This is a genomic window from Maritalea sp., assembly GCF_047634455.1.
Taxonomy (GTDB): Bacteria; Pseudomonadota; Alphaproteobacteria; order Rhizobiales; family Devosiaceae; genus Maritalea.
On sequence record NZ_JBLIAI010000018.1, the window covers coordinates 1 to 25152 of the forward strand.

The 25152-nt window shown below is 51.8% G+C and carries 25 protein-coding genes and 1 tRNA gene; 15 read left to right on the forward strand and 11 right to left on the reverse strand.

Features of this window, described 5'->3' with window-relative positions; all coding sequences use genetic code 11:
- Positions 1-94: 94 nt before the first annotated feature.
- Together ACJAZW_RS06780 and ACJAZW_RS06785 are read right to left on the reverse strand one after the other, a co-directional pair.
- On the reverse strand, positions 95-538 hold the full coding sequence (locus ACJAZW_RS06780) for a cupin domain-containing protein (RefSeq protein ID WP_415156363.1): 444 nt from the start codon (positions 536-538) through the stop codon (positions 95-97).
- Between the two features lie 68 nt (positions 539-606).
- On the reverse strand, positions 607-2097 hold the full coding sequence (locus ACJAZW_RS06785; protein ID WP_415156365.1) for a flavin-containing monooxygenase: 1491 nt from the start codon (positions 2095-2097) through the stop codon (positions 607-609).
- 89 nt (positions 2098-2186) lie between these two features.
- Here ACJAZW_RS06785 and ACJAZW_RS06790 point away from each other — a divergent pair, with 89 nt between their 5' ends.
- Positions 2187-3185: an AraC family transcriptional regulator gene (locus tag ACJAZW_RS06790; protein WP_415156367.1), complete on the forward strand. Its 999-nt coding sequence runs from the start codon at positions 2187-2189 to the stop codon at positions 3183-3185.
- Here ACJAZW_RS06790 and ACJAZW_RS06795 read toward each other — a convergent pair.
- From ACJAZW_RS06795 to ACJAZW_RS06830, 8 genes are all read right to left on the reverse strand, one after another.
- Complete coding sequence (locus ACJAZW_RS06795; protein WP_415156369.1) at positions 3182-3580, reverse strand: RidA family protein; 399 nt, start codon at positions 3578-3580, stop codon at positions 3182-3184. The two genes, ACJAZW_RS06790 and ACJAZW_RS06795, sit on opposite strands and share 4 nt — an antisense overlap.
- Positions 3580-3999 (reverse strand): acyl-CoA thioesterase, encoded by a 420-nt coding sequence (locus tag ACJAZW_RS06800; protein WP_415156371.1) that lies wholly within the window; start codon positions 3997-3999, stop codon positions 3580-3582. The genes ACJAZW_RS06795 and ACJAZW_RS06800 overlap by 1 nt, the downstream gene beginning before the upstream one ends.
- Positions 3999-4688: an ABC transporter ATP-binding protein gene (locus tag ACJAZW_RS06805; protein ID WP_415156373.1), complete on the reverse strand. Its 690-nt coding sequence runs from the start codon at positions 4686-4688 to the stop codon at positions 3999-4001. Before ACJAZW_RS06805 ends, ACJAZW_RS06800 begins: the two co-directional genes overlap by 1 nt.
- On the reverse strand, positions 4685-5434 hold the full coding sequence (locus ACJAZW_RS06810; protein WP_415156375.1) for an ABC transporter ATP-binding protein: 750 nt from the start codon (positions 5432-5434) through the stop codon (positions 4685-4687). The genes ACJAZW_RS06805 and ACJAZW_RS06810 overlap by 4 nt, the downstream gene beginning before the upstream one ends.
- Positions 5427-6416: a branched-chain amino acid ABC transporter permease gene (locus ACJAZW_RS06815; RefSeq protein ID WP_415156377.1), complete on the reverse strand. Its 990-nt coding sequence runs from the start codon at positions 6414-6416 to the stop codon at positions 5427-5429. Before ACJAZW_RS06815 ends, ACJAZW_RS06810 begins: the two co-directional genes overlap by 8 nt.
- Positions 6409-7329 carry a branched-chain amino acid ABC transporter permease gene (locus ACJAZW_RS06820; RefSeq protein WP_415156379.1) on the reverse strand — a complete coding sequence of 307 codons (921 nt, stop codon included), beginning with the start codon at positions 7327-7329 and terminating at the stop codon, positions 6409-6411. The genes ACJAZW_RS06815 and ACJAZW_RS06820 overlap by 8 nt, the downstream gene beginning before the upstream one ends.
- A 65-nt stretch (positions 7330-7394) precedes the next feature.
- A complete protein-coding gene (locus tag ACJAZW_RS06825) occupies positions 7395-8540 on the reverse strand; it encodes an ABC transporter substrate-binding protein (protein ID WP_415156381.1) in 1146 nt (381 codons plus the stop codon).
- Between the two features lie 274 nt (positions 8541-8814).
- Complete coding sequence (locus ACJAZW_RS06830; RefSeq protein ID WP_415156383.1) at positions 8815-9654, reverse strand: alpha/beta hydrolase; 840 nt, start codon at positions 9652-9654, stop codon at positions 8815-8817.
- 160 nt (positions 9655-9814) lie between these two features.
- Here ACJAZW_RS06830 and ACJAZW_RS06835 point away from each other — a divergent pair, with 160 nt between their 5' ends.
- The 11 genes from ACJAZW_RS06835 (at position 9815) to ACJAZW_RS06885 (ending at position 20823) form a co-directional block, all read left to right on the forward strand.
- Complete coding sequence (locus ACJAZW_RS06835; RefSeq protein WP_415156385.1) at positions 9815-12103, forward strand: bifunctional salicylyl-CoA 5-hydroxylase/oxidoreductase; 2289 nt, start codon at positions 9815-9817, stop codon at positions 12101-12103.
- The gene (locus ACJAZW_RS06840; RefSeq protein WP_415156387.1) at positions 12100-12846 is read left to right on the forward strand and encodes an SDR family NAD(P)-dependent oxidoreductase; all 747 of its coding nucleotides are present in this window, start codon (positions 12100-12102) and stop codon (positions 12844-12846) included. Before ACJAZW_RS06835 ends, ACJAZW_RS06840 begins: the two co-directional genes overlap by 4 nt.
- The gene (locus tag ACJAZW_RS06845; RefSeq protein ID WP_415156389.1) at positions 12843-13307 is read left to right on the forward strand and encodes a MarR family winged helix-turn-helix transcriptional regulator; all 465 of its coding nucleotides are present in this window, start codon (positions 12843-12845) and stop codon (positions 13305-13307) included. The genes ACJAZW_RS06840 and ACJAZW_RS06845 overlap by 4 nt, the downstream gene beginning before the upstream one ends.
- 11 nt (positions 13308-13318) lie before the next feature.
- On the forward strand, positions 13319-14122 hold the full coding sequence (locus ACJAZW_RS06850) for an enoyl-CoA hydratase family protein (RefSeq protein ID WP_415156453.1): 804 nt from the start codon (positions 13319-13321) through the stop codon (positions 14120-14122).
- Positions 14122-15267 carry an acyl-CoA dehydrogenase family protein gene (locus tag ACJAZW_RS06855; RefSeq protein WP_415156391.1) on the forward strand — a complete coding sequence of 382 codons (1146 nt, stop codon included), beginning with the start codon at positions 14122-14124 and terminating at the stop codon, positions 15265-15267. The genes ACJAZW_RS06850 and ACJAZW_RS06855 overlap by 1 nt, the downstream gene beginning before the upstream one ends.
- The gene (locus ACJAZW_RS06860; protein ID WP_415156393.1) at positions 15267-16883 is read left to right on the forward strand and encodes an AMP-binding protein; all 1617 of its coding nucleotides are present in this window, start codon (positions 15267-15269) and stop codon (positions 16881-16883) included. The genes ACJAZW_RS06855 and ACJAZW_RS06860 overlap by 1 nt, the downstream gene beginning before the upstream one ends.
- A 5-nt stretch (positions 16884-16888) precedes the next feature.
- Positions 16889-18082 (forward strand): kynureninase, encoded by a 1194-nt coding sequence (gene kynU, locus ACJAZW_RS06865; RefSeq protein WP_415156395.1) that lies wholly within the window; start codon positions 16889-16891, stop codon positions 18080-18082.
- A gap of 185 nt (positions 18083-18267) precedes the next feature.
- On the forward strand, positions 18268-19113 hold the full coding sequence (gene kynA / locus ACJAZW_RS06870) for a tryptophan 2,3-dioxygenase (RefSeq protein WP_415156397.1): 846 nt from the start codon (positions 18268-18270) through the stop codon (positions 19111-19113).
- Positions 19110-19349, forward strand: a complete 240-nt coding sequence (locus tag ACJAZW_RS06875) for an Lrp/AsnC family transcriptional regulator (RefSeq protein WP_415156399.1) — start codon at positions 19110-19112, stop codon at positions 19347-19349. The genes kynA and ACJAZW_RS06875 overlap by 4 nt, the downstream gene beginning before the upstream one ends.
- 441 nt (positions 19350-19790) lie before the next feature.
- Positions 19791-20234 carry a hypothetical protein gene (locus tag ACJAZW_RS06880; RefSeq protein ID WP_415156401.1) on the forward strand — a complete coding sequence of 148 codons (444 nt, stop codon included), beginning with the start codon at positions 19791-19793 and terminating at the stop codon, positions 20232-20234.
- Positions 20158-20823 carry a GNAT family N-acetyltransferase gene (locus ACJAZW_RS06885; protein ID WP_415156403.1) on the forward strand — a complete coding sequence of 222 codons (666 nt, stop codon included), beginning with the start codon at positions 20158-20160 and terminating at the stop codon, positions 20821-20823. The genes ACJAZW_RS06880 and ACJAZW_RS06885 overlap by 77 nt, the downstream gene beginning before the upstream one ends.
- A gap of 1 nt (position 20824) precedes the next feature.
- Here ACJAZW_RS06885 and ACJAZW_RS06890 read toward each other — a convergent pair.
- A tRNA-Gly gene (locus tag ACJAZW_RS06890) sits at positions 20825-20898 on the reverse strand.
- 165 nt (positions 20899-21063) lie between these two features.
- Between ACJAZW_RS06890 and ACJAZW_RS06895 the strand changes: the two genes are divergently transcribed.
- Genes ACJAZW_RS06895 through ACJAZW_RS06905 form a run of 3 tightly spaced genes read left to right on the forward strand, consistent with a single transcriptional unit; the run spans position 21064 to position 25091 of the window.
- A complete protein-coding gene (locus tag ACJAZW_RS06895; RefSeq protein WP_415156405.1) occupies positions 21064-22287 on the forward strand; it encodes an acyl-CoA dehydrogenase in 1224 nt (407 codons plus the stop codon).
- Positions 22287-23435 (forward strand): CaiB/BaiF CoA transferase family protein, encoded by a 1149-nt coding sequence (locus ACJAZW_RS06900; protein WP_415156407.1) that lies wholly within the window; start codon positions 22287-22289, stop codon positions 23433-23435. Before ACJAZW_RS06895 ends, ACJAZW_RS06900 begins: the two co-directional genes overlap by 1 nt.
- Positions 23436-23447: 12 nt before the next feature.
- The gene (locus tag ACJAZW_RS06905; RefSeq protein ID WP_415156409.1) at positions 23448-25091 is read left to right on the forward strand and encodes a thiamine pyrophosphate-binding protein; all 1644 of its coding nucleotides are present in this window, start codon (positions 23448-23450) and stop codon (positions 25089-25091) included.
- The last annotated feature ends 61 nt before the right edge of the window (positions 25092-25152 follow it).

Here is a 25152-nt window from a genome sequence, read left to right on the forward strand (position 1 = left end):
TCCTGACAAGCCGCAGCAAAAAATCTCAATAGGGCACATAATATGGGCGGAAGCTGGCAAAGCCTCCGCCCAGTTTGGGCTAGAAATCGCAAACCTATTCTGCTGGCGGGGGGAGGAAATCCACCTCGTGTAACGCAGAAAGACGCACCACTTCCGCAGGGTCGCCCAAATTGTGAAGCGCATTGAACAAGTCGAAAAGTTTGCGGCTTGGTGCAACACCAAAAAAGCAGTTCGCGTCTTTGCCTGATCGGTTGGTAATCCCGTGCACGATACCCCTTGGCATACGAACGGTATCTCCTGTGCGCGCCGTAAAGACTTCGTCGCCAAACGCCACGTCCAACTCACCATCTAACAAGGTGATCCATTCATCTTGGGTTGGGTGCACATGCGGCGGCACGAAGCTATCAGCAGGCAGCAAAGCGTGCCATATCATTGCATTTTCCGAGTGTAATTTGGGCGTGTAAGTCTGCCCCAAAATGTTCCATTTGAGCGCAGAAATGCCTTCACCGCTCGGCGTAATGCCGGGTGTCATATTCATCTTTTCTCTCCATTTAGGTTTTTATGTGCCGCCGCAGGTGTCAAATGCAGCGGCTAATGATCGGCCCGCTAGCTAACTTTGTAGTCCGGGGTCGAATTCAAGAACGCGCGATAAGCATCCGCGTTTGGCGGCGCAAGGTTTTCCGCGATTGGATTTCGGTGGCGCTTTTTTGCACCCATATCGTCAAGCAATTCATCGAAATGCTTAAAGTGGTAGGGGGCAACACATAGTCCGCCATAGACTTGCGCGGATGGTTTTTCGTTGCGTTTCCAATTCAGCATCATCTCAATGTTTTGGGTCATTTGGCTGGCCGAAGGTTGCTTGGCCAATTTACCATCGGCATAGCGCACCAACCAGTTTGCAGCGAGATCAGCGCACAACACCGTACAGAATGACGAGTTGAAGCCAACAAAGCCCATATCCGGTAGATCTGGATTTGCAATGATGCGGTACAAACGATATTGCCCATCCTTCTCGACCAACTTTTGTTGATATTCGTCTGGTAAAAATGGCACGCCAAGTTTCCAGCCAACCGCCTGAATGGCCAGATCAGTTTTCACCCGCTCGCCGCCGGTCAAAACAACATTATCTCCGTCATATTCTTTGAAAGTGCCTTTGATCGCTTTTATGCGCCTATCAGCAATCATATCAAACAGTCCCGGCGTCACAATTGGCACCGAACAATTGATCTCATCTTCAATTTTGATGTCTGGCTTTAGACCAGTTTTGTTCAACTTCAACTGAATGGTCAGCAACGCTTCCAATCCACGCCAGTTGGCCCAAACAAACGGTTTGCCGATCACATGCGCAAGCTTTTGCATCGAGTTCATGCCCCAGCTTGGGAACATGTCCTCTTGCTTGCGGATATAAAGAATGCGTTTGAAATTGATCAGCCCGCCAATGAAATACGGCACCCGCCAAACGCTTTTCAAATAAATGATATTGACGGACTTAGCGCCCGAATTTACCGCATTTACAGCGATATCGGTCGCAGATTTTGAAAACCCAAGTACCGTGACGTCTTTGCCCGCAACAACCGATGGGTCGGTATATTCAGACGAATGCATCACCTGACCGCCTTGCGCCTCGAACGCCTCTTGGCCCGGATGGGTTAGGATGTTCTTTTCGCTAAACTGTCCGGTGCAGACGGCGAGAAAATCGAAATCCTCTTCAGTTTCCTTGCCACTGCCATCAACAATCGAAAGTGTCCACCCCGGCGCACCATCCGCACGACGGGCCATGCCACTCACGCTGGTGTTGAAACGAATGAGATCACGCAAATTATAGTCTTTGGCGTAACTATCCAGATAGGCGTGAACCTGCGGACCCTTCGGCCACTCTGGATAGTCCTTCGGCATTGGCTTATCGGTATACCGATACAGATCTTTTGGGCTTTGTGTTTGCACGTCAGGATATGATCGAGACAGTTCCCAGACACCGCCCAAATCATGGCTGCGTTCGATAATTGTTACGTCATGCCCCTTTTCCTTGAACGTTTTGGCTGTCGCCAAACCACTCACGCCAGCGCCAATAACTGCCACTTTTTTCTTGATCGCCATCGTCCCCTCCTCCTCGCCGATTGCATCATTTTTATTTTATGCCTAAACTAATAGACATATAGGGAGAGCAGTCTATCCAGAAAACGCAAATGTGCGAAGACAGTGCTTGGTTAAACGAGCAAATTGTCCACGAGCCACTGGCAAAACACCGACTATTCCGGTCGGGCGACCTTGATTGCGCCCGGGAAATGGTTGCGCGTAAATATTGCGCCCACAAACTGGATATTGCGCCGGGCGACACCGATCTGGACGTTGTGCACAACCATTTTGCGACGGGCGATCTTAGTTTCAACTATATGCGCTATGGCGGCAAAGTTGAGATCAATCCTGGCGAATTGAACGAGTTCTATCTCATCCAAATCCCACTGCGCGGTGGGGCGCAAGTGCGCAACGGCAACCAAACCGTTGATAGCACTGTTGAGTTCGCCACCATTCTCAACCCGGATTTGAAAACCGAGATGGTCTGGCATGCAGACTGTGAAATGTTGTTGGTGCAAATTGACGCGAACAGAGTAAACCAAGAGGCCGAGAAATTCTTGGGCCGCAACCTTTTAGCGCCCGTTCGGTTTGAGCCGACAATTCGGATGAAAGCCAAACAACTCAGCGAATGGCGGCATCAATTGCGTTCTATGTTTCGCGATGCGGAACACGGTCAGATGCCCATCGGCAGCACCGAAATGATCCTGCAATTGCTCGAAGCGGCCCCCAGCAACGTACAATGTTTTTTTGACGTCGCCCCTTCGGGCATTGCGCCAAACCAGATCAAGCGCGCGATGGATTATATTAAATCGAGTTTTCGTCAGGACTTGACCTTGGATGAAATTGCACGTGCTGCGGGTGCGTCGCCCCGCGCACTGCAATACGGCTTTAAAGACAATTATGGCATGACCCCGATGCAAATGCTGCGCCTCGAGCGCTTGCGCTGGGCCCGGCATCTGCTGCTAACGGCCTATCGCCAGCAAACCGTCACTCAAATCGCCCTTGATTTGGGCTTCCAGCATTTGGGCCGATTTGCACAAGAATACCGCGAAGCCTTTGGCGAAACGCCGAACCAAACGCTGCAAAACAGTAAGCAACAATCTGGCTAGGTCGGAAGGACAGCGGTCGCTTCAATCTCAATCTTTGCTTGATCTTCAATCAAATCCGCCACCACAACCATAGTCATCGCAGGGAAATTATAGCCCATCACGTCGCGATAGGCTTTGCCCACCTGGCTTTGCTTTTCCAAATATTCGCGTTTATCGGTGACAAACCACGTCAGCCGCACAATGTCTTTTGGTTCGCCGCCAGCTTCTTGCACCACGTCAATAATGTTGCGCAGCGCCTGCTGCATCTGCTCGATAAAATCATCAGTTTCAAAAACTTGATCGGCAGTCCAGCCAATTTGCCCGCCCACATAAACGGTACGGCCCTCAGCAAGCATGCCGTTGGCATAGCCTTTAGCCGGTTTCCATCCTTTAGGGTGTAAGCTGATATTTGCCATTATTCTTTTTCCATAAAGTTTAAAATGTTTGACCGGGCCATATTCGGCCAAGACGCTGATTTTCCCTTGGCACCATCTATATGCACCAAGGTTGTTGTGACGCTCATTCGCTTTTGTGACCCACAATGGGCCTCAATCGCCAAACTGATGCTCGACTTACCAAGTTTTGTTACTTGCAGCGTCCAGTTCAAAACGTCGCCCAAACGGCTCGGGTTATGAAACCGTGCTTCAATAGCCGCCGTCGGAATACCGCTATGCGCTTGGCTGAACATGGTCAAATAGGAATAGTCGACAATCCGCTCAAACCAAGTTTCAACCGTTGCATTGACCATTTCAAAATAGCGCGGATAAAAAACAATTTGCGCCGGGTCGCAGTGCTGGAACATTACGGGTTGCTCATAGGTGTAAGTGGCCATCATTACACTCCCAAATAACGGTCAGCGAGTTCAGGCGTTAACGCGTCCGGCTTTCCCGTCCAAGCGGTGTGCCCACGTTCTAAAATCACACAATGATCGGCAATTGGCAGCAATTCGGCGAGCGTCTTATCAACGATCAGGATCGATTGTCCTGTCGCTTTGAGCTCTCGCACCGCACGCCAAATCTCTTCGCGGATCACAGGGGCTAAGCCTTCGGTCGCTTCATCCAAAACCAACAAACGCGGATTGGTCATCAACGCCCGGCCAATGGCCAACATTTGCTGCTCTCCACCGGAAAGCGTATTGGCGCTCTGGGTATGGCGCTCTTCAAGTCGGGGGAACAACTCATATACCCGCTCAAGGGTCCAGTCCGTTCCGCGCGCTGCGGCCAGCAGGTTTTCTTCAACGGTGAGCGTAGCAAAACACCGCCGCCCTTCCGGCACCAAACCAACCCCAAGTTGGGCGACCTTATGGGAAGGCAGGCTACCAATATCAACACCGGCAAACTCAATGCGACCAGTCTTGTGTTTGGACATCCGGCAAAGCGTGCGAATGGTCGTGGTTTTGCCCATGCCGTTGCGGCCCATCAGCGCCACAACTTCACCTTCACCCATCTTCAAATCAACGCCAAACAGCGCTTGGGATGGGCCATAGAATACCTCAATGTTCTCGATATTCAGGAGATCACTCATGCGGTTTCTCCCAGATAAGCTTCGCGCACCGCAGGATCATTGCGAATTTCGTCAACGGTGCCTGTGGCCACCACCCGGCCATAAACCAGAACCGAAATTCGGTCCGCGAGCGAAAATACCGCATCCATATCGTGTTCAATCAACAAAATTGGTGCTTCACCGCGCAACTCATCCAAAAAGGCGATCAAGCGTTTTGACCCTTCCGGTCCCATGCCCGCCATAGGTTCGTCGAGCAGAAATGCTTTTGGCTCCAACGCCAACGCCAAGGCAATTTCAAGCTGTCGCCTTTCGCCATGTGACAGTTCGGCTGCGCTTACGTCCGCGCGAGCCTCAAGTTCAACGCGCTTTAACACCAACATGGCTTGATCAACCAGAACCTTGTCCGAACGTACATTTTTGAAAAACCGATAGCTCGACCCATTGTGTGCCTGCACTGCAAGCATCACATTACGCAGCGCCGAAAACTCCATGATCACCGAAGAGATTTGAAAAGTTCGTCCCAACCCCAATTGCGCCCGTTCAGCCACATTAAGTCCGGCAAGGTCTTGGCCATTAAAGATCACCGAGCCACTATCTGAGGATATTCCACCGCAAATTTGCTTGATCAGCGTTGATTTTCCCGCCCCATTGGGGCCGATCAAAGCATGGATCTCGCCTTTGTATAGCGTGATCGATACATCGTCTGTGGCCTTTAGTGCACCAAAGCTTTTCTTAAGATTTTTGATTTCCAACACCGGATCAGTCATGGCGCGCCCTCCCTGCAATCAGGCCAATCACGCCACCACGTGCAAACAAAACCACACCCAGCAAAACGAGCCCGAGGAAGAACTGCCAATGTTCCGTCATACCGCCAAAAATGAACTCAAACAGGATGTAAATGATTGCACCCGCCAGCGGTCCGTAAAGACGACCAACGCCGCCTAAAATCACCAAAATCATGATCTCACCTGACATTTGCCAAGACATCATTGAGGGGGAAACGAACCGATTGAGGTCGGCAAACAGCGCGCCTGCCAACCCAGTCATCATGCCAGAGATCACAAAGGCGGTGAGTTTAATATTGAAGGGCCGCACACCTACTGCGCTTAGCCGCTCTTCGTTTTGCCGAGCGGATTGCAACGCTGCGCCAAACCGTGAATTTTTCAACACGACCGATAGCCAAATGCCGCCCATCAACAGCGCAAGGCTGATGAAATAGAAACTCTGCGGATCAAGCGTGTTCACGCCGGGAAATGCATTGCGCACATAAATCGACAACCCATCTTCACCACCATATGCGGGCCAAGAGATCGCGAAATAATAGATCATTTGCGCAAAGGCCAAGGTGATCATGATAAAATAGACGCCGGATGTGCGTAGGCTCAACAGGCCAATAAAATAGGCAGCCCCGCCCGAAACGATGATCGCCACCAGCCAAATGATCAACATTTGATTGGTGCCTTCAATCAGAAACGGGCTCTCCATAATCGGCGTGTAATTGAGCGCATGGCTGGCCAAGATACCAGCTGCATAACCACCAAGACCAAAGAACGCCGCATGACCAAAGGACACAAGGCCGCCTGTACCCAGAGCGAGGTTCAGCCCCACACCCGCAAGGCCCAATATGGCGACCCGCGTCGCCAAGGTAATATAGAACGGCTCATCAATTGCAGTTGCCACAAATGGCAATGCCAACATACCAAGCGTCAGAACGATATTAAGCATCGTTTCTCGTGAAAGATTAGCCATTTTGTGACACCAACCCTTCAGGCTTGAAAACCAGAACAACCGCCATCAGCACATAAATCAACATCGACGATACTGAAGAACCGATCGAATTGGCAGCGCTTGGCTCCATAAACAGACCAAACATTGAGGGCAATGAAACCCGCCCCATCGTATCGACGATGCCCACCAATATTGACGCGATCAACGCGCCCTTGATGGAGCCAATGCCGCCAATCACAATCACGACAAAGGCAAGGATCAGAACGGGTTCACCCATTCCAACTTGCACAGATTGCAGAGCCCCTACCATCGCGCCAGCAAATCCGGCCAAGCCAGCACCAAGCGCGAACACAATCGTATAAAGCGTGCGAATATCAACGCCCAGCGCCGCAATCATTTCACGATCTGCCTCGCCGGCACGAATGCGGATGCCAAGCCGTGTCTTCGCAATCAATAAATAGAGCCCCAAAGCCACAAGGCCACCAACAACGATGATCGAGAGGCGATATATAGGGTAAGGCAAGCCACCGGGCAAAATCACGGGACCAGCTAAGATCGCAGGCACATCCAAAAACAGCGGAAACGAGCCAAATACAAAGCGGGTCCCTTCCGAAATAATCAGAATTAGCGCAAAAGTCGCCAGCACTTGGTCAAGGTGATCGCGGTCATAGAGCCGTCGAATAATCACCATCTCAATGATCGCACCAGCAAAAGCGGCGGCAACAATCGAGGCAATTAGTCCGAGCCAAAAGGAGCCTGTTGCAGCAGCGACCGCTGCGCAAGCAAAAGCACCAACCATAAAGAGTGAGCCGTGGGCGAGATTGATCAAACCCATCACACCAAACACAAGGGTCAACCCGGCCGCCATCAAGAATAGCGTGACGCCGAATTGCAAACCGTTCAGCATTTGCTCGAAGAAAAGGGCAGCTGTCATGGAGAGAATATCCAACTAGAGCCAACAAAGGGGGATGCGGGGCATTGGCGCCCCGCAAACCATGGTTACATGCTACACTCTGCAGCGTACGCGTCTTGGTGATCGTCAAGCACAACGCCCAAAACTTTATTGGTCAAGATATCGCCTTCGCGCACAACTTCACGAACATAAATGTCCTGAATTGGGTGGTTGTTGTTGCCAAACTTAAACGCACCGCGCACAGAGCTAAACTCAGCCGCTTTAAGGGCCGCACGGAACGCATCCTGATCTTTCACATCGGCACTTTCCAATGCAGACAAAATCAGGTTCGCCGTGTCAAAACCTTGGCTGGCATAAAGCGATGGTAAACGGCCATAGGCTTCTTGGAAGCTTGCCACAAATTCCACGTTCGTGGTGTTGTTCAAATCTTTAGACCACTGAGAAGAGTTGCGCACGCCAAGCGCTGCATCACCTACCGCGCCAAGAATGCCTTGGTCGAAGGAGAACGCTGGGCCAAGCACCGGAATGTCAACGCCAGAAGCTGCATATTGCTTCATGAACGCAATGCCCATGCCACCTGGCAAGAAGAAGAACACACTGTCCGCACCAGATGCCCGGATTTGCGCAATTTCTGCCGCGTAATCTGTGGCACCAAGTTTGGTGTAAACTTCACCCGCCAAATTGCCTTTGTAGAAGCGTTTATAGCCTGTCAAAGCATCCTGACCCGCAGGGTAGTTCGGTGCAAGAATGAAGGTGTTTGTCAAAGCTTCGTCGTTAGCATATGCGCCCATGGCTTCATGCAAATTGTCGTTTTGCCACGCAACGTTAAAGTAGTTTGGGTTACAGCCTTTACCTGCCAAAGCCGATGGACCCGCATTTGGCGAAAGGTAGAATTTACCTTGCGCAACGGCTGACGGTACAACAGCCATAGCCAAGTTCGACCAAATGATCCCGGTCAAAATATCGACTTTGTCACTCTGGATCATTTTATCCGAGATTTGCACGGCCAATTCAGGCTTACGTGCATCATCTTCGATCACGACCTCGACGTCTTTATTGTCGGATTGACCGATCGCCAGCATAAAGCCGTCACGCACATCAATGCCCAGGCCAGAACCGCCGCCAGACAAGGTGGTGATCATCCCAATCTTTGCTCCACCGGCGTAAGCCAAGCTAGAAGCCGCCAGCGAAAGCGCTAATGCACTCGCCGCGATTTTCTTAAAGTGTTTCATATATTCCTCCCATTAATGTTGCCAGCACTGGCAACTGTTCTGATCAGAAAACAGACCGGAAGGGCGATTACTTTTGGTAAAGTTCAAATGCCTTGAATTTAGTTTGTAGCCGCAAACCACAAGGCCAATTTTTGAACTCGCTGCATCACTCTAGCATCAACGCTAAAAAGCACAGCTCAATCTCCCAGCTCTCTTCTCATCCCCTTTTAGTGTGCACGATTTTCAATATATTTCAATATTAAAATATCAAGCTTAAAGCATCGGCACAAATCACCTAAGGCGCAAACTGTTGAACCAAATCAGAATTTTGATCCGCCAGATCATCAATCACGTTGAAATGGTGTTTCCCCGCCGCCTCATGCCATTCGGTTTCCACCCCAAACCCGGACCAAATTTCGGCGAGCAACCTGTTTTGCCGCAAGAATTCGGGCCGCTCATTTGCGCCAACCCAACACACCAAATCTGCATGCGCCACTGGGCGTTGTAACGCAGCGCTTTCATCCAGCGCTTCATCCTCATCCAAAAACAAAGTCTCGTTCATTTTGGTCTTCATCAGTGGGCGCAAATCATGCAATCCAGAAATCGACACCACTTTCGCAATCCGCTTTTGAACAGCCATTTTGAGCGGCGCTTTTAAGCAAATTTGCCGCGTGACCAAATGGCCACCTGCTGAGTGCCCCGACAGTCGGATCGGGCCATCGATTTTTTTGGCCGCAAATTCAATCGCTTTTGCAATTTGGTCTGTCATGCGTGTCAAATGCGCCTCTGGTGCCAATGTGTAGCTGGGCATTGCAACCGCCCAACCATTGTCAACAGCTCCCCTCGCCAAGTGCGACCAGGACGACTTGTCAAACGCCATCCAATAGCCGCCATGCACAAACACAGCCAAGCCCTTGGGCTTCGCTGCAGGCAAAAACAGATCAAGACACTCGCGGTTCGTCTTGCCGTATGCAAGATCAGTCTCAACCCGACCAAGCGCACTCAGTTCCTCGCGATATTGCTGCGCAAGCGCGGCCCAGCGCGGCACAAACTCATCTGCCCCGTCAATATATGCCCCGTTTGCATAGGCATCGTCCCAATCCGTAATTACCGGATGCTTCATCGCGTCATTCATTCCCTATCGTTGCGCAACTTGGCCATTAAGACAAGCTTGAAGCGCAACCTCCACACCCCCATTCAGACACGAAACAAAAAATACTTCAAGCTTAAAATTTTGTGCTTGAAATATATTTTTGACAATGCCATCATGATTACAAATCGAGCAGGAGGAATTTATGAAGGTTGTATGTTTAGGCGGCGGGCCAGCGGCACTATATTTTGCGATCAGCATGAAGTTGCGCAATCCTGCAAATGAAATAACCATTCTTGAGCGCAACAAAGCCGACGACACATTTGGCTGGGGCGTTGTCTTGAGCGATGAAACGCTCGACAACATGGCTAAAAACGACAAGATCAGCGCGCAAATGATCCGCGAACATTTCGCCTATTGGGACGATGTGGCGGTCCACCATCGCGGCACTAAAACAGTGTCTACAGGACACGGGTTTTGTGGCGTCGGTCGCAAACAGCTGCTGCTTTCATTACAACATCGCGCCGCTGAATTGGGCGTTGATATGCAGTTTGAAACCAATGCCAAACCAGCTTCCAAATATATGGACGAATATGACTTGGTGGTCGCCGCAGACGGGCTCAACTCTGCAACACGCACCGAGTTCGCCGAGCACTTCAAGCCCGACATTGATGTGCGTGAGTGCAAGTTCGTTTGGCTTGGCACCCACCAAAAATTTGACGACGCTTTTACCTTCATTTTTGAAGAAACAGAACACGGCTGGATTTGGGCCCACGCCTATCAGTTTGATGATGAAACAGCCACTTTCATTGTAGAATGCAACCAAGATACATTCGATAAGTTTGGCTTTGGCGAGTTGGATCAAGCAGGCACTATTGCGCTGTGCGAAGAGATCTTCAAAACCCATCTAGGCGGCCACAGCCTCATGACCAACGCCAACCACATTCGCGGTTCGGCTTGGATCAACTTTCCCCGCGTTCTATGCGAAAAATGGCATCATGAAAATGTGGTTCTGCTCGGCGATGCCTCCGCCACCGCCCACTTTTCCATTGGTTCCGGCACCAAACTTGCTTTTGAAAGCGCCATTGCTTTGGCTGAGTTTTTGCACACCGAGCCAACCATGGAAGCTGCATTTCTAAAATATCAAGAAGACCGGCGTCTTGATGTGCTGCGTTTACAATCAGCCGCCCGCAACTCAACCGAATGGTTTGAGCAAGTCGAGCGCTATCTTGACCTAGACCCTGTGCAATTCAACTATTCACTTTTGACCCGCTCGCAGCGGATCAGCCATGAAAATCTGCGCTTGCGCGATCCGAACTGGCTTAAGTCCGCAGAAACTTGGTTCCAAACCCAAGCTGGCGCAAAAGATACCCATCGCGCACCCATGTTTGCCCCGTTCAAACTGCGCGAGATGGAACTGAAAAACCGCGTCGTCGTTTCTCCTATGGCCCAGTATAAAGCCGTTGGGGGCTGCCCCACAGATTGGCACTTTTCGCACTATGCAGAACGTGCCAAAGGCGGCGCGGGACTTGTTTACGTGGAAATGACTTGCGTATCCCCCGAAGGGCGTATCACTCCAGGCTGTCCTGGCCTTTACGCACCAGAACATGAAACCGCATGGTCGCGCCTCACCAGTTTTGTACACACGGAAACGGATGCGAAAATCTGTTGCCAGATTGGTCACTCCGGGCGCAAAGGTTCAACCCAACTCGGTTGGGAAGAAATGGACGCGCCGCTGAAAGCGGACAATTGGCCCCTGCTATCCGCGTCCGACATTCCATGGTCAAAAAACAATGCAACACCAACAGCCATGGACCGCGCGGATATGGATATGGTGCGCGATCAATTTGTGTCTTCAGTTGAAATGGCAGAGCGGTCCGGCTTTGATATGATCGAATTACACGCCGCCCACGGCTATTTGATCTCCTCGTTCATTTCGCCAACGTCGAACAATCGATCCGATGAATATGGCGGTTCGCTTGAAAACCGCATGCGCTATCCACTTGAAGTCGCAACAGCTATGCGTACCGCATGGCCAAGCGACAAACCAATGTCTGTGCGGATTTCGGCGAACGACTGGGTTGGCGATGATGGTGTTACGCCCGAAGAATCCGTGCAGATCGCACAAATGTTTGCCGATGTGGGCATCGACATTATTGACGTATCTGCTGGGCAAACATCAAAGGACGCAAAGCCGGTTTATGGCCGGATGTTCCAAACCCCATTTTCAGATCGCATCCGTAACGAAACCGGGCTCAAAACAATGGCCGTTGGCAACATCTACGAAACTGATCACGCCAACTCGATCTTAATGGCAGGACGCGCTGACCTTGTTTGCCTTGCGCGACCACACCTTGCCAATCCATACTGGACGTTACACGCAGCAGCGGCGCTGGGTGATAAGCAAAGCAAATGGCCAGATCCTTACCATCCGGGTCGCGACCAAATGATGCGCTTGGCTGAACGGGCCGAGGGCGCAGGAATTAAGGTATGAGTTTGGACAGCAAATCAGTTCTCATCACAGGTGGTGGTACGGGTGTAGGTGCCGATATGGCGCGCGCTTTCGCCAATCAGGGCGCACGCGTTTTTATTTCCGGCCGCACCCAAACTTCGCTCGATAATGCAGCATCCCAACACAAAAATATTTCCACCGTGACAGCCGATGTAACCGACGAAGGCTCGGTCAAATCCATGTTCGATCAAATCGGGCCTATGGATATCGTGATTGCCAATGCGGGCGCGGCGGAGAGTGCCCCGCTGATCAAAACTGACTTGGACAGTTGGAACCGGATGATTGCCGTCAACCTGACGGGCGTTTTTCTGACGCTGAAAGAAGGCCTGATCCGCATGCAGGGCAAGGAATGGGGACGGCTCATTTCCGTCGCTTCAACTGCTGGATTGCGCGGCTATTCTTATGTGGCCCCCTATTCCGCGGCCAAACACGGCGTGATCGGCCTCACCAAATCATTGGCGCTCGAAGTGGCCAAAAAAGGCATCACCGCTAATGCGCTTTGCCCGGGTTTTTTAAACACCGAAATGACGGATCGTTCTGTCGCAACGATTATCGACAAAACCGGCATGCGCGAAGGCGAAGCACGAGCAACCATTGCAAAAAACAACCCGCAAGGCCGATTGATCGAACCCGCAGAAGTCAGCGCTGCAGCGCTTTGGCTATGCGGCGAAGGATCAGAAGGCATCAACGGACAAGCCATTTCAATTTCAGGGGGCGAAATATGAGCGTGGCAAACGAAAAACTAGCAGACCAACCCGTCAGCAAACAGCGTTTACGCTTATGGCTGCAAATGCTCAAAACCACCCGATTCATTGAAAATGAATTGCGCGAGGAATTGCGTTTGGGTTTCCAATCCACATTGCCGCGTTTTGACGTGATGGCGATGCTCGATCGCACCCGCGATGGGCTGCGGATGAGCCAATTGTCCAAACAATTGATGGTCTCAAACGGCAATGTCACCGGCATCATTGATCGCTTGGTGCAAGAAGGTTTTGTGATGCGCGTGCAAGTTAAAGGTGACAAGCGCGCTACCCTTGTGCGCCTAACGCCAAAAGGCATTCAAAAATTCGCTGAAATGGCCAAAGAGCACGAAGCGTGGATCAACGAGCACCTCAAAGAAATCGACGAAAGTGAAATCGCGCACTTCATCGAAGTCCTCTCCAAAGCGCGGGAGGAAGACCATTGAAACCCGTTGCAATGAAAGACCTCGCTCCTGAGCATTTCGCATGGCGCATGGATGGTCGCGTGGCAATCATCAATCTGTTGCGCCCTGATCGCAAAAATCCACTGACTTTTGAAAGCTACGCCGAGCTGCGCGATACATTCCGCGACATGGTCTATGCCGACGATGTGGACGCGGTGGTGTTCACCTCAAACGGTGGCAATTTCTGTTCTGGTGGCGATGTGCACGAAATCATTGGCCCGCTGGTCAATATGGATATGAAGGAATTGTTGGCGTTTACCCGCATGACCGGGGATTTGGTCAAAGCCATGATCCATTGCGGCAAGCCGATCATTTCCGCGATTGACGGCGTGTGCGTTGGTGCAGGCGCGATCATCGCCATGTGCTCAGATCTCCGTCTAGCAACACCAGAAGCCAAAACCGCCTTCCTGTTTACCCGCGTCGGCCTTGCGGGCTGCGACATGGGTGCCTGCGCCATGTTGCCACGTATCATCGGCCAAGGTCGCGCTGCTGAGCTGCTCTACACTGGTCGCTCGATGAGCGCCGAAGAGGGTTCAAACTGGGGCTTCTTCAACGCGCTGCACAGCGCCGACGAACTTGAAGCCGCCGCCATCAAAATGGCGCAGCGCATCGCTTCTGGCCCCACTTTTGCACATGGGATTACCAAAACCCAATTGAACCAAGAATGGAACATGTCCTTGGATCAAGCGATTGAAAGTGAAGCACAGGCCCAAGCCATTTGCATGCAAACCAAAGACTTTGAACGCGCTTACAATGCGTTTGTGAAAAAAGAAAAACCAATATTTGAGGGCGACTGATGGCAGACAAAAGCTTCCTCAATTGGCCATTTCTTGAAGACAAACACCGCGCTTTGTCTGAAGAGCTTGAAGCATGGTGCGCCGCCAACCTGCCTGTCGATCATACCGACGTGGATGCGGCTTGTATCAAACTTGTTGCCGCCCTTGGCGAAGCGGGATTTCTGCACCATTCGGGCGCAGGTGAAGGCGAAAAACTTGACGTGCGTAGCCTTTGCATCATCCGCGAAACACTGGCCCGTCACGATGGTTTGGCCGATTTTGCCTTTGCCATGCAGGGCCTTGGCATGGGCGCTGTATCCTTGTTCGGGTCCCCCGAACAACGCAAATGGCTCGCTAAAACCCGTGCTGGCAATGCCCTTTCCGCCTTTGCTTTAAGCGAGCCAAAATCTGGATCCGACGTCGCCAATATTGAATGCAGTGCCGAACTGGTCGGCAATCACTACGTGCTGAACGGCGAAAAAACTTGGATTTCGAACGGCGGCATTGCAAACGTCTATGTCGTGTTCGCCCGCACCGGTGAAGGCCCGGGCGCAAAAGGTCTATCGGCCTTTTTGGTGCCCGCTGACACTGACGGTTTTGAGATCGCCGAACGCATCGATGTTATCGCACCACACCCGCTTGCACGTCTCAAATTCAACGATATACAATTACCACCGTCCGCGATGATTGGTGCACCCGGACAAGGCTTTAAGATCGCCATGTCTGTTTTGGATGTGTTCCGTTCAACCGTTGGTGCCGCCGCGCTTGGCTTTGCCCGCCGCGCGTTGGACGAAACGCTAAACCGCGCCACCAACCGCGAATTGTTTGGCGCGCCTTTGTTTGATTTGCAAATGGTGCAAGGCCATATCGCTGATATGGCGTTAGACGTAGATGCCGCAGCGCTGCTGGTCTACCGCGCCGCATGGACAAAAGATGTGGGCGCAGCGCGGGTCACCCGCGAAGCCGCTATGGCAAAACTATACGCCACTGACAAAGCACAAACCGTCATCGATAAGGCAGTTCAAATCCACGGAGGGGATGGGGTTCGCAAGGGCTGCATTGTGGAAAGCCTTTATCGCGAAATTCGCGCCTTGCGCATCTATGAGGGCGCATCTGAGGTCCAAAAGATCGTCATTGCGCGACAATGTTTGGGAGAGATCAAATAATGCTGGGACCAAGCGCTCACACAGATACCTACACACGTGACAATCTGCCACCAGCCGACAGCTGGCCGACATTTCTCACGGAAAACTTCAATTATCCAGAGCATATCAATGTCGGCAGCATCCTAACCGATGCGATGGTCGATAAAGGCTTTGGCGACAATGTGGCGCTGATCGGCAATGGCCGCCAACGCACCTACAAAGAACTCGCCGACTGGACCAACCGTTTGGCCCACGCTTTGGTTGAAGACTATGGCGTCAAACCCGGCAACCGTGTGTTGATCCGCTCAGCCAATAACCCTGCAATGGTTGCCTGTTGGCTTGCCGCCACCAAAGCGGGCGCAGTGGTCGTCAACACCATGCCTATGCTGCGCGCAGGCGAATTGTCAGCCATAGTCGATAAAGCCGAAATCAGCATCGCGCTTTGCGATAGCCGGATGATGGACGAGATCGTTTCCTGTGGCAAAACGTCAAAATTCCTTAAAACCATTGTCAGCTTTGACGGCACCGCCAATCACGACGCTGAACTCGACCGCATTGCGCTCGGCAAGTCGGTGAAATTTGCAGCGGTAAAAACCGGCCGCGATGATGTGGCGCTGTTGGGTTTCACCTCTGGCACAACGGGCGATCCAAAAGCCACCATGCATTTCCACCGTGATCTATTGATGATCGCAGATGGCTATGCCGCAGAAGTGTTGGGCGTGACGCCGAACGACGTATTTGTTGGCTCTCCGCCCCTGGCCTTCACATTTGGTCTTGGTGGCTTGGCAATTTTCCCGCTTCGATTTGGCGCAACGGCAACATTGCTGGAAACAGCTTCCCCTGCCAACATGATCGAGATCATCGAAACCCACAAAGCCACCATTTGCTTTACTGCGCCAACCGCCTATCGCGCCATGATGCGCGCCATGGATGAAGGCGCAGACCTGTCCACATTGCGCTGCGCGGTCTCCGCGGGCGAAACTTTGCCCGCTCCAGTGTTCGACGAATGGCATAAGAAAACCGGCAAACCTATGTTGGACGGAATCGGCGCAACGGAGTTGCTGCATATCTTCATCACCAATCGTTTTGATGACGCAAAGTCGGCATGCACCGGACGACCTGTAACGGGCTACGAAGCCAAAGTCGTCGACGATGATATGAGAGAAATGCCTCGCGGCGAACCCGGACGTTTGGCCGTGCGCGGCCCGACAGGTTGCCGCTATTTGGCAGATGATCGTCAACAAAAATACGTGCGAGATGGCTGGAATATTACCGGTGATACATTTGTGCAGGACGATCACGGCTATTTCCACTTTGCTGCTCGCAACGACGATATGATTGTCTCAGCTGGTTACAATATTGCTGGCCCTGAGGTTGAAGCCGCTCTGCTGTCACACCCCCATGTTGTCGAATGCGCCGTCATTGGTATTCCTGACGAAGATCGCGGGTTCATCGTACAAGCGCATGTGGTTTTAACCAATGATGTGCCCAGAGACGAGTATACGATCAAGCGGCTGCAAGATCATGTGAAGGCCACCATCGCGCCCTATAAATATCCACGTTCTGTGGTGTTCACAGACACGTTGCCCAAAACCCAAACCGGCAAAATTCAACGTTTCCAATTGCGGGCTTCGTAAAAACCATGAGCGACTTTCAAAAAACCAAATCCATGTTCCACCTGCCCGATGGAATGATTTATCTGGACGGCAACTCTTTGGGGCCCTTACCCAAGGCGTTGCCAGACCGCGTGGGCAGCATGTTGACCAAGGAATGGGGCGACATGCTGATCACCGGCTGGAACAAAGCCGACTGGATGGGCCAACCATCACGGATCGGCGACCGCATTGGCAAACTGATCGGCGCACCCGCTGGCTCTGTCGTCATGGGCGATACGCTGTCGATCAAAGTCTATCAGGCTGTAGCATCAGCGCTCGAATTGAACCCAAACCGCAAAGTGGTGCTGTCGGACAACGGTAATTTTCCGACCGATCTTTATATGGTCGAAGGCCTATTGAAATCGCTCGACAAAGGTCAAGAGCTGCGTCTCGCTAATCCAGCGGACGTTGAAGCAACACTAAGCGAAGACATCGCCGTCTTGATGCTGACCGAAGTGGATTACCGCACGGGCTGCAAGCACGACATGAAGGCATTGACCCAAAAAGCGCATGCCCTCGGCATTGTCGTGATTTGGGACTTGGCCCATTCAGCGGGCGCACTTGAAGTCGACCTTGCCGGATGCAACGCTGACTTTGCGGTTGGCTGCACCTACAAATATCTGAACGGTGGCCCCGGCGCGCCAGCTTTCATTTATGTTGCGCCCAAACATCAAGACAATATTCGACCAGCGCTATCCGGTTGGATGGGCCATGAATCTCCATTCGCCTTCGATCTAAATTACAAATCAGGTGCAGGCATTGAGCGCATGCGCGTTGGCACACCGCCAGTGATTGCCCTCACCGCATTGGAAGCTTCACTTGATATTTGGGACATGGTGAACATGGCCGACGTGCGCGCAAAATCGATTGAACTTTGCGACCTGTTTATTGCAGAAGTTGAAAAACGTTGCCCAACCCTTACGCTGGCCAGCCCACGCGATGGTGTTAACCGCGGCTCACAAATCTCGTTCAAATTCGATCATGCTTATGCAGCCATGCAAGCCCTAATCGACAACGGCGTAATCGGCGATTTCCGTGCGCCAGACTCCATGCGCTTTGGTTTCACCCCGCTATATATTGATGAAGCTGATGTGATCGGCGCTGCTGTCATTTTAGAGCGTGTCATCAACGACAAATTGTGGGACAATCCAACATATCAAACACGGTCACGGGTCACCTAATCAATGACAAATTCATTCGGTCACATCAAAAACAATTGGGCGCAGCAATGCACAATTGCGCCTGATTGGTATGTGACAGATGAAAGCCGCTTTGGCATTCCAAGGGATGCGTCGTCCTTTTTGAATTAGCAATTGTTCTTCGCCCAAATTCGGGCAATGCTGAAATTCAACAATGGACGCACCAAATGACCAACGAAAACAAACCTTATGATCCCGCCAAAGAAGGCGCGCAAATGTCGTTTGACGGACGCATGTCATATGGCGATTATTTGCAGATCGACAAAATTCTTGATGCACAACATCCGCTATCCAAAGCCCATGATGAAATGCTGTTTATCATCCAGCATCAAACGTCCGAGTTGTGGATGCGCCTCGCAATCCACGAACTAAGCGCCGCGCGCGAAGCCATCAAAACCGACAATCTCCCACCAGCGTTCAAAATGCTATCGCGCGTCGCCCGAATCTTTGAACAGCTCAACAATGCATGGGACGTTTTGCGCACCATGACCCCAAGTGAATACACAGAGTTTCGCAACACGCTTGGCCAGTCTTCAGGCTTTCAGTCACACCAATATCGTTTGGTTGAATATGTGTTGGGCAATCGCAACAAAGCGATGCTCAAACCACACGCCCACAAACCCGAAACCCATGCTTTACTGCAAGCCGAATTGCTGGTACCGAGCCTTTACGATGAGGCACTGCGCCTGCTCAGCCGCAAAGGCGTTGAAGTGCCGACAGAAGTCCTAAACCGCGACGTGAGCGAACAACATCAACCAAACGATGGTGTGGAACTGGCTTGGAAACAGATCTATCAAAACACAGGCGAATATTGGACGCTTTACGAGCTCGCTGAAAAGCTTGTTGATTTTGAGGATTATTTCCGCCGCTGGCGTTTTAATCACGTTACAACAGTTGAGCGAATTATAGGATTTAAGCGGGGCACCGGCGGTACTGGCGGCGTGTCTTATCTTCGGCGTATGCTTGAGGTAGAATTGTTCCCCGAACTTTGGCATGTAAGGACCCAACTATGACCACTTGTGTTTTTGTGCAACTGCGTTGCCACCCCGGCAAGACTTACGAAGTCGCCGATGCCATTTACGAGCGCGAAATTACTTCAGAACTCTATTCCACCAGCGGCGATTTCGATTTGCTGATGAAAATCTACATCCCCGAAGGCGAAGACGTGGGAATGTATCTCAACGACCATATCGTTGATATTCCCGGTATATCGAGGTCGCTGACAACTTTAACGTTCAAAGCGTTCTAAGACCCCAATTTGGTCTCATCCTATTTACCGCGCACCGCGCCTAAACTCCCCTTCCGGCAAGCCGAAGGGGAGAATGTGGTCATTCAAGCTCACGAATCCGCAATCACGAAAAACCTGGCATCTGTGGCATGCGAGATTTTGTTCAACAACCACCATTGACCAAAAAACGGCATATCCACTTGCCGCAGCAGCACACTCAGCAGTACACATGTAAACGACTTAAGTACATTGTCAGAAAATGCAGTATTATAATTGCCAATACTCCAACTGAAAATATTTTACCACATGATAAAACTTATATTCTGAATTTCTTTGCTCCACGCCTGCCCATTAACTTTGTACTACTGCGCATCACAACCACAGGTTTAAGTTTTGCTAAATCTTTACATAGTAGTTTGCCGCACAACATATTACATCAGACCAATTCGAGTGTAAGAAATCATGTTTGCCACCGTCAAACGAAACTTCCTTGATCATTTGTTGCCCGAAATCTTCCGCACGCCCAAAGGTTTCGCACTTACAACACGTGACGAAAGCGGCAAATTACTCAAAAAACCAATTCCTCTCACCCGCCAACAAACCCTCTCACGCCTTTCGGAAATCAACACAAGCATTGGCAAAATGCGTCAAATTGCTGACAAAGCGCAATTGGAAGCAAAGTCCGTTGAACCCGATAGTACAGCTTCCCATCAATTAGCCCGCAAATGCTCTATTGCATTGGAACATTGCGCGAAAATCAGCGAACAAAATGACTTTTTCTACGGCTCGATCCATACAAGCGAAGACCCATTTATGATGGAGCGCAAGCATGCGCGATATGCAAGCCAGCTTGATGAAATCGCCACTTCGCTGTCCAGCATCGTCAAAACAATCTGCAACGACTAGGCTTCGTGCAAGCAAAATTCTTGGTTGCCTGCCTTCGCGACAGCTCGTAAACTTGCGCATGACCCACGCGCAGCAGAGCAACGATAACAAGAATTATCATCTTGAAACAAAACGTCTTTTCGTGCGCCCCTTTATCGCTGCAGACGCAAAACGCATTGTCGAAATATTTTCTGACAGCCGTGTTTCCAAATGGGTAGACAACTCCACTGCCATGAGCGACGAACAAGCTAGGCGTTGGGTCGCTGCGTCATTTGCCTCAATTCAAAAACATGGCACCTGCGCTGGCGCCATCATAGAAAAATCAACGAAACGAATGATCGGCTGGGGCGGTATCGTCCACCCGCAAGGCACATCACCAGAAATTATCTATGGCTTGGAGTTTTGTGCTTGGGGCAACGGCTATGGCCGCGAAATTGCCACTAAAATCGTCGACGATGGGTTGTCTATCCGACAATTCACCCGCCTGCGCGCCACGGTCGACCCAGAAAATGCAGCCTCGATCAAAATCCTCAAATCCCTGGGGTTTGAGCTGATTTCAAGTGGACTCGATGAAAGTGGCTTGCCAACAGATGTCTATCGGCTGGGATAAGTGGAGCGGGTGAGGAGAATCGAACTCCCGTCGTCAGCTTGGGAAGCTGCTGCTCTACCATTGAGCTACACCCGCTAATAACTTGCATCTTATGCAGTTACGCCTGATTTCCGTCAAGAACTGTGTCCAACTTTTGGTTTAAATGCATTTTGCGCATGAACAAATGCGCATCTATCGTTGGAATAGACCCTATTGATCTGATAAACTATTTGAAGTTTAAAATAACCATAGGTATGACCCGTGACAACGAAGCGCCCAAGCATTCGCGATAAAGACCGCCCTGACCTGGGGGCATTCACTTGGCAAGACCCATTTCGGCTGGATGATCAGCTGACCGAAGAAGAGCGCATGGTGCAAGACACCGCCCGCGCCTTTGCTGATGAAAAGCTGCGTCCGCGCGTTCGCGAAGCCTATAACGAAGAAAAAACCGACCCAGCCCTATTCAAAGAAATGGGTGATATGGGCCTGCTCGGCTCCACCATTCCAGAAGAATATGGCGGCGTTGACATGGGCTATGTGGCCTATGGATTGATTGCCCGCGAAGTTGAGCGCGTTGACAGCGGTTATCGCTCCATGATGTCGGTGCAATCGTCTCTAGTTATTTATCCGATCTACGCTTACGGCTCTGAAGAGCAACGCCAAAAATACCTTCCCGGCTTGATTGCTGGCGATCTGATCGGGTGCTTTGGCCTCACCGAACCCGATGCAGGTTCTGACCCCGGCGGCATGTTGACCCGCGCCACCAAAACCAAAAATGGCTATGTGCTCAACGGCTCAAAGATGTGGATTTCGAACAGCCCAATCGCTGATGTGTTTGTGGTATGGGCAAAATCTGATGCCCACGACAACAAAATCCGTGGCTTTGTTTTGGACAAAGGCATGAAAGGCCTTTCAGCGCCTAAAATTGGCGGAAAACTTTCGCTTCGCGCTTCGATCACCGGCGAAATTGTGATGGAAAATGTAGAAGTGGGCGAAGATGCTTTACTGCCACATATTGAAGGTCTTAAAGGTCCATTCGGCTGCTTGAACCGCGCCCGCTACGGCATTTCGTGGGGCGCAATGGGCGCTGCAGAAGCGTGCTGGCACGCGGCCAACAAATACGGCATGGAGCGCAAACAGTTCGGCAAACCTTTGGCGCAAATGCAATTGTTCCAAATGAAATTGGCCAACATGATGACCGACATAACGCTCGGGCTGCAAGGTTCGCTGCGTGTTGGTCGTTTGATGAACGACGCCAATGCCGCCCCTGAAATGATCTCAATGATGAAGCGCAACAACTGCGTCAAAGCGTTGGACATTGCCCGCATGGCCCGCGATATGCATGGCGGCAACGGCATCTCTGACGAGTTCGAAGTCATGCGCCATATGATCAACCTTGAAACCGTGAACACCTATGAGGGCACCGCCGACGTACACGCACTAATCCTTGGGCGCTCACAAACCGGGTTGCAGGCGTTCTTTTGATGAACAAGCCGCTTGAAGGGCTCAAAGTCCTCGAACTTGCGCGTGTTTTGGCTGGCCCTTGGGTTGGCCAAACCCTCGCCGATCTTGGTGCCGATGTGATCAAGGTGGAAAGCCCACAAGGCGATGACACCCGCACATGGGGGCCTCCCTTTGTCGAGCGTGAAGGCGACAGGTCCGCCGCCTATTTTCACGCCTGCAACCGGGGCAAGCGTTCGATTGCTTTGGATTTCACGCAAGAATCCGACCGCGAAATCGTCATCGAATTGGTCAAACAGTCGGACGTGCTGGTGGAAAACTTCAAGCTTGGCGGTTTGAAAAAATACGGCCTTGATTATCAGACCCTAAAAGAAATTAATCCGCGTCTAATCTATTGCTCGATCACCGGCTTTGGCCAAACCGGCCCATACGCCGCACAACCGGGCTACGATTTTATCGTGCAAGGCATGTCTGGCATGATGTCAATCACCGGCGAACCGGGTCGTGAACCGCAAAAAATCGGCACGGCCTTGGCCGACATTATGACTGGGCTTTACGCCACCATCGGCATTCAAGCCGCCCTGTGGCAGCGCGAACGCACCGGATTGGGCCAACAAGTTGATTTGGCGCTTTTGGATTCCATGGTCGGCGTTCTCGCCAACCAAGCCATGAATTATCTTGTGTCCGGTATTGCGCCACAACGCATGGGCAACGCCCACCCCAACATTGTGCCTTATCAAGTGCTGGAAGTGAAAAACGGCCACATCATTTTGGCGGTAGGCAATGATCGACAATTCCAACGCCTGTGCCATCTGTTAGAACTTGACCATCTGGCAAGCGATGCGGCCTACGCCACGAATTCGGCGCGCCAAATCCATCGCGAAACCCTGACTGGAATTTTGGCTAAGGCTTTTGCCCGATGGGACAAATGGGAAATGCTGGAAGCCTTGCACAAGTGCAACGTTCCTGCTGGACCGATTAACAATATCGATGAGGTCTTTGCAGACCCGCAGGTCATTTCTCGCGGCATGCAACTCGACCTAAATGGCGTGCCCGGCGTGCGCACCCCGATCAGTTTTTCTGATGCTGAATTGACACTCAATGATGCATCGCCAAAACTCGATCAGCACCGCGCTGAGATTTTGGCAGAACTCAAAAACAATAAACAGTAGGACCATTTTCAAATGGCAAAAATGACCGGCGGCGAAATTTTGGTGAAATGCCTTGAGGCCCAGCGCGTAGACCGCGTATTCTGTGTGCCCGGTGAAAGCTATCTCGCCGTTTTGGACGGGCTGCACGACAGCAATATCGATGTGATCACTTCCCGGCATGAAGGCGGCGCGGCGATCATGGCTGAAGCCGACGGCAAAATGCTGGGCCGCCCCGGCATTTGTATGGTCACCCGCGGCCCCGGCGCCACCAACGCCGCCGCTGGCGTACATATTGCCAAACAAGATTCAACGCCCATGATCCTGTTTGTTGGCCAAATTGGCCGTGCAATGAAGGGCCGCGAAGCCTTCCAAGAAGTTGATTACCGCCAAACCTTCGGCGACCTCGCCAAATGGGTTGAAGAGATCGACGACGCGTCCCGCATTCCCGAAGTGATCGCCCACGCCTACCACATCGCCATGAGCGGTCGCCCCGGCCCTGTGGTTTTGGCTCTGCCCGAAGACATGCTGCGCGACATGGTGGACGTTGATCCGTGCACCTTCGTCGAAGTGGCCGAACCCGCCCCGACTAAAAAGGCAGCTGAAAAATTTGCCCAGCTTTTGGCCACGGCAAAAGACCCAATTGTCATCGTTGGTGGCTCCCGTTGGGATGAAACTTCGGTCGCCCAACTCCAAGCCTTTAGCGAAAAGCATCACTTGCCCGTTGGCTGCTCGTTCCGTCGTCAGCAATTGTTTGATCATACGCACCAAAATTATGCTGGTGACGTTGGGTTGGGCATCAATCCAGCGCTTAATGAGCGCATTGAACAGTCCGATTGCGTGATTTTACTCGGCGCACGTTTTTCTGAAAACCCCAGCCAAAACTTCACCCTTTTGGGCATGCCAAATCCTGGCAAAACTCTCATTCATGTGCATTCTGGCGCTGAAGAGCTGGGCCGGATATACACGCCAACATTGGCGATCAACGCCACACCGGGCGCATTCTTTGACGCGGTTGAAAACATTCCTGCTCGCCCCGACACAGGCGCCGCCAAAGCCGCAAACACGGCCTATCACGCATGGACCGACAATCTGCCAACCACCCCGGGCGATGTGCAAATGGGTAAGATCATGTCTCACCTGCGCGACGCCCTCAACGACGATGCAATCCTCACCAATGGCGCGGGCAACTATGCCATTTGGCTGCACCGCTTTTGGCGTTTCAAACAATATGGCACCCAGCTTGCCCCAACTTCAGGCTCCATGGGATATGGCCTTCCCGCCGCTATCGCGGGCAAGCTCCGCCATCCGACACGCGACGTGATCTGCTTTGCAGGCGATGGGTGCTTTCAAATGACGGGCAATGAGTTTGGCGCCGCCATGCAATCGGGTGCCAACGTGGTCACCTTGGTTATCGACAATGGCATCTACGGCACCATCCGCATGCACCAAGAAAAGCATTACCCTGCGCGCATCTCCGCCACCAATTTGGTCAACCCAGATTTCGCCGCCTTCGCCCGCGCCTATGGCGGCCACGGCGAAACGGTTGAACGCACAGAACAATTTGCCGATGCCTTCGACCGCGCCCGAACTTCAGGCAAACCTTCAATCATTCACATCAAAATTGACCCCGAAGCGATTTCACCAACCACGACAATTACCAAATTGCGTGGTGCCTAGCACAACAATCGAACCTTCATCCTGAGCTTGTCGAAGGATCATATCAGCGCACGGCCTCCAT